This is a genomic window from Streptomyces sp. NPDC055078 (assembly GCF_053607985.1).
On record NZ_JBSGUP010000642.1, the window covers coordinates 1 to 4720 of the forward strand.

The 4720-nt window shown below is 72.3% G+C and carries 5 protein-coding genes; all 5 read right to left on the reverse strand.

All coding sequences use genetic code 11. The features are described 5' to 3' along the window. Positions 1–355 (reverse strand): exodeoxyribonuclease III (locus ACWF94_RS33850; protein ID WP_453497467.1); only part of this gene is annotated, 355 nt, incomplete at its 3' end. 30 nt (positions 356–385) lie between these two features. Then, complete coding sequence (locus ACWF94_RS33855; protein WP_453497470.1) at positions 386–1012, reverse strand: MBL fold metallo-hydrolase; 627 nt, start codon at positions 1010–1012, stop codon at positions 386–388. Between the two features lie 12 nt (positions 1013–1024). Further along, the gene (gene pcaDC, locus ACWF94_RS33860; protein ID WP_453497473.1) at positions 1025–2332 is read right to left on the reverse strand and encodes a bifunctional 3-oxoadipate enol-lactonase/4-carboxymuconolactone decarboxylase PcaDC; all 1308 of its coding nucleotides are present in this window, start codon (positions 2330–2332) and stop codon (positions 1025–1027) included. A gap of 51 nt (positions 2333–2383) precedes the next feature. Then, positions 2384–2959, reverse strand: a complete 576-nt coding sequence (locus tag ACWF94_RS33865; protein ID WP_453497476.1) for a hypothetical protein — start codon at positions 2957–2959, stop codon at positions 2384–2386. Positions 2960–3350: 391 nt separating this feature from the next. Beyond that, positions 3351–4511 carry an ROK family glucokinase gene (locus ACWF94_RS33870; RefSeq protein ID WP_453497479.1) on the reverse strand — a complete coding sequence of 387 codons (1161 nt, stop codon included), beginning with the start codon at positions 4509–4511 and terminating at the stop codon, positions 3351–3353. Between the last annotated feature and the right edge of the window lie 209 nt (positions 4512–4720).

Genomic DNA, 4720 nt, shown 5'->3' on the forward strand with positions numbered 1-4720 from the left:
GGTCATGGGTGATCTCCCGGCCATTGGGCACATAGACCGACCAGACGCGCACCGGCCCGCAGGTGGCGGAGATCGACCGCGGCTCCTGCACTCCCCCGTACTCCGGGCCGCCGGGCAGGCCCTTGACCACATCCGCCAGGCCGACCCGGGAGAGCAGCGCCACGCCGTTCCACCGGCCGTCGGCGTGGATGGCGGATTCGTAGCCGATCTCCCGCAGCTCGGCGGCCGGGAACTGCTCCTCGGTGCACTTGGTCTCCTGGACGCAGAGGACATCGGTCCCACTGCTCTCCAGCCAGGCCAGCAGCCGGGGCAGCCGGGCGGTGATCGAGTTGACGTTCCATGTGGCGATGCGCATGGAGTGAAGCCTAGAGCCTGGGTACGACAGTCACAGATCGGCGCCCTCGCCGGGCGCCAGCCGGCTGTGCGGCGCACCCCCGAGATTGCGGAGATGGGTGTCGTAGATCGGCCTGGCCAGCTCCGTGAGCAGGGCGTCGTGGACATCGATGACCCGGCGGGGCTTCACCTCGCGGACATAGTCGATCACCTCGGAGATCTTGTTCCAGGGTGCCTGCACCGGCAGCATCAGGGTGTCGACCTGCTGGTCCGGCACGGTGAGCGCGTCGCCGGGGTGGAAGACCGAACCGTCCACCAGAAAGCCGACGTTGGTCACCCTCGGCAGCTCCGGGTGGATCACGGCGTGCTTTTCGCCGTGCACCTCGACGTCGAAGCCCGCGGCGCTGAAACTGTCGCCGTGGCCGACGGTGCGGACCCGGCCAGGGAACGCCGCCAGCAGTCTGTCGGCGACGCTCCGCAGGGTCCACACCTCGGCCCCGGCTTCGAGTGCGGCGCGGACCCGGCCCTCGTCGAAGTGGTCGATGTGCTCGTGCGTGACCAGGACGACGTCCGCACCCACGGCGGCGTCCTCCTCGCTGAAGGCGCCGGGGTCGATGACCAGGGTCGCCCCGCCCTTCTCCAGGCGGACGCAGGAGTGCTTCTTCTTGGTGAGCCTCATGCCCCCATCCTGCTACTGCCTGGGAGTGGTCTCCTCCCGGATGACGGCCCGGGCCACCCCGAAGGCGGCGTTCGCGGCCGGGACACCGCAGTACACGGCGGTGTGGATCAGGATTTCCCGGATCTCGTCGGGGGTGAGCCCATTGCGCAGCCCGGCGCGGGTGTGAATCGCCAGTTCGTCCAGATGCCCGCCCGCGACCAGCGCCGTCAGGGTGATCACACTGCGGGTGCGCCGGTCGAGGCCCTCACCGGACCAGACCTCGCCCCAGGCGTAGCGGGTGACCAGTTCCTGGAAACCCTCGGTGAAGCCGTCGGCGTCCGCCGTCACCCGGTCGACATGTGCGTCGCCGAGCACCTCACGGCGGACCCTCATGCCCGGCTCGTACGGGTCGGGGCGCCCCGGGACCGCCTCCTCCGGGGCCGCGGGGGCGATCTCGGCCACCGGGGCCACGGGCGCCGAGATCGCGGGCGCGGGCAGGGTTCCCGGCGCGGGGATCGCCGACAGCGTGTCCTGCGGCGTACTGGAGAAATGGCGTACGAGCAGGTCGGTGACTGCGGCCGGCTGCTCCACCGGCGCCAGATGGGAGGCGCCGGGCACCAGCGCGAGCCGGGCGTCCGGGATCCCGGCGACCAGGGTGCGGGCCTCCGCGGGTCCCGTCACCTGGTCGTCCGCGCCGACGAGGACCAGGGTCGGCACCCCGACCCGGCCCAGATCCGCGCGGACGTCGAAGGACGCGAGCGCCTCACAGGCGGCGATGTAGCACCCCGGGTCCGTCGTCCGCACCATCTGCACGGCCCACTCCACGATCGCGGGCTGGGCGGCGGCGAACCCCTGGGTGAACCAGCTCTCCGGCGCGCTGCGGGCCATCGGGTCGAGACCGTTCGTACGGACGATCACCCCGCGCTGGCGGAACTCGTCGGCGGTCCCGAACCGGGGCGAGGCGGCGACCAGGGCCAGCGAGGCGACGCGGTGCGGATGGCGCAGCGCCAGGTCGATGCCGATCGCGCCGCCTATCGAGCAGCCCGCGTAACCGAACCGCTGGATCCCCAGCTCGTCGAGGGTGGCCAGCAGCCGGTCGGCGAGGTCGTCGACGGCGGATGCGGGGTGGGCGGGTGCGCCGCCGTGGCCCGGCAGGTCATAGCGGAAGACCCTCCACTCACGCGACAGGTCCGCGATCTGCCTGTCCCACATGTGATACGTCGTGCCCAGGGAGGGGCCCAGGATCAGGACGGGGGCGTCGTCCGGACCGTCGATCCGATAGTGCAGGGTCTTCGAAGGCGGCTGCGCCGGGGGCGTTTGCGTCTCACTCACCCGGTCCACGGTAATGACCTCGTGGCGGAGGTTTCGCCACCCCCCTGCCGATCATCGCTGTCAGGGGGTGACGGTGGACACCACATAAACCCTGGGCCGGGTGGAATCGGTCATGTCGACCGTGATGTCCTGGGACGGCCGGCGGTCCTCCTGGAGGTGCCGGGTGCCCGACCAGAACCGGTCGGATGTGAAGTCCCAGCCCACCGTGTCCGCGTCCCGCGTACCGATGGTGATCACACCCTCCTGGAGCGCGGCGCGACTGGTGCCGACGCCCTCAAGGAACAGGTCGAGCCCGGCGGATGTGGTGTCGAACTGGACGTACAGCCTGCTGGTCTTCCAGTTGCTGGTCTCGAAGTAGGCGACCCTGGTGGACTTCGGCGGGATCGGCACCTCGAAGATGCTCCGCTTCGTCCGGGACGGCCAGCTGTCGCGCAGGCCCTGGGCCGATGACTCGGCCTCCTTGTCCCGCCCGCTGTCGCGGCTCTGCTCGGCCGAGATCACCAGATAGCCGGCCGGGATGCCGACGAGCAGCACGATGATGACCGCTGTCAGCCAGCGACGGATGATCATGTGCCGCCGGCTCTCGGGCGGACGGAAGTTCTCGTCCGGCGAGGTCGGCTGGCGTGGCACGGTCATGAGGGTGCGGTTCCTGGGGATTCCTGGGTGGGTCCGGTCAGAAGCGAAGTCTACGGTTCCGGGGCAGGGCGCCGGGTGCCTCCCGCTCGCGCGGCGACCCGTCCGGGGGAGGACCGCTGCCGGGAGCGGCTGCCCGCACGGCGGGGTCCGGTGGGGCGGTACGACCACGGCCCGGAGGGCGGTCGGGCGGTGCGGCCTCGGCACGGGGGGCGGTAGGGCGGTAGGCGGGCCTCGGTCCGGGGCAGGCAGGCCGTACGCCACGGCCCAGGGCGGGCGGTACGACCACGGCCCAGGGCGGGCGGTACGGCCTCGGTCCAGGGCGGCCGGGCGGCTGCACCTGCCCGGTCCACCCGGCCGTGACGCGCCGCCGGACCCCGGGGCCGCCGTGCGGTCACGGCTCCTGCGCGGGGCGGGTCGACGCGGAGTTACGGAGCGCCTGGGCGTAGCGCTCGTACCGCTCGTGCCGCTCCACCCGGCGCCGGTTCGCGCGCCGGAAGCGGCGGGCGACGAGCCGGGCGAGATCGGCAGCGCCGACCATGCCCGCCTCCGGGCCGAGCTGCGCCTTGGCGATCCGGGCCTCCGGGCGGTAGCCACGGCCGGTGAGATGGCGGCGGAACGCCTCCCGTGCGGGGCCGATGAGCAGATCGTCGGCGGCGCTGACCCCGCCGCCGATGACGAAGCAGGACGGGTCGAGGGCAGCCGCCAGATTGGCGATCCCGATCCCGAGCCACTGCCCGATGTCCTGGAACAGCTCGACGCACATGGCGTCGCCCTCCCGGGCCAGCTCGGTGATCAGCGGTCCAGTGATGTCGCCGATGTTGCCGCCGACCCGGTCGATGAGGGAGTACGCGACCGGGGAGTCGGCCGCCGCCAGCTCCCGGGCCTCCCGCACCAGCGCGTTGCCCGAGCTGTACTGCTCCCAGCAGCCCCGGTTGCCGCAGGGACAGCGGTGCCCGCCGGGGACGACCTGCATATGGCCGAACTCGCCCGCGACCCCGTACTTGCCCCGCTTGACCCGCCCGTCCTCCAGGATCGCGCCGCCGATGCCCGTACCGAGCGTGATCATCACCAGATGGTCCTCGCCGCGGCCCGCGCCGAACCGCCACTCCGCCCAGGCGGCGGTGTTGGCGTCGTTGTCGACCAGCACGGGGACGGCGAGCCGGGCGGACAGCGCGTCCCTCAGGGGCTCGTTCCGCCAGGCCAGATGCGGGGCGAAGAGGACCTTGGAGCGCTCGGCGTCCACCCAGCCGGCCGCGCCGATGCCCACCGCGTGCACATCGTGGCGGTCGGAGAGATCGAGGACGAGTTCGCAGATGGTGTCCTCGACCACCTTCGGGCTCTTGGACTTGTCCGGGGTCTCCGTGCGGATCTTCTCCAGGATCACGCCGTCGGCGTCCACGACCCCGGCCATCACCTTCGTACCGCCGATGTCGATACCGACGGTCGGGACGCGGGGCGCGCTGAGATGGGAGCGTCGCTCGCGCGTGCCGACGGTACGCAGGACGGTGGCGCGGGCGGAGCCGCGGTGCGCGATGTCGCGGTAGGTGCTCATGTCCCTGCGGGGTCTCGGAGGTGTGGTCCGGCGCCTGGGCGCTCGCCGCGTCCAGGGCCCCTGATTCTGCCATCCGCCCCGCGCGCCCGCGCCCGAGCGCCTCCCGGGCCCTTGCCGGGGCTCCGCCCCGGACCCGCTCCTCAAACGCCGGAGGGGCTGAATTCGCCGACCCCTGAGGACGGACCCTTGAGCACGGGAGCGTGCACCGG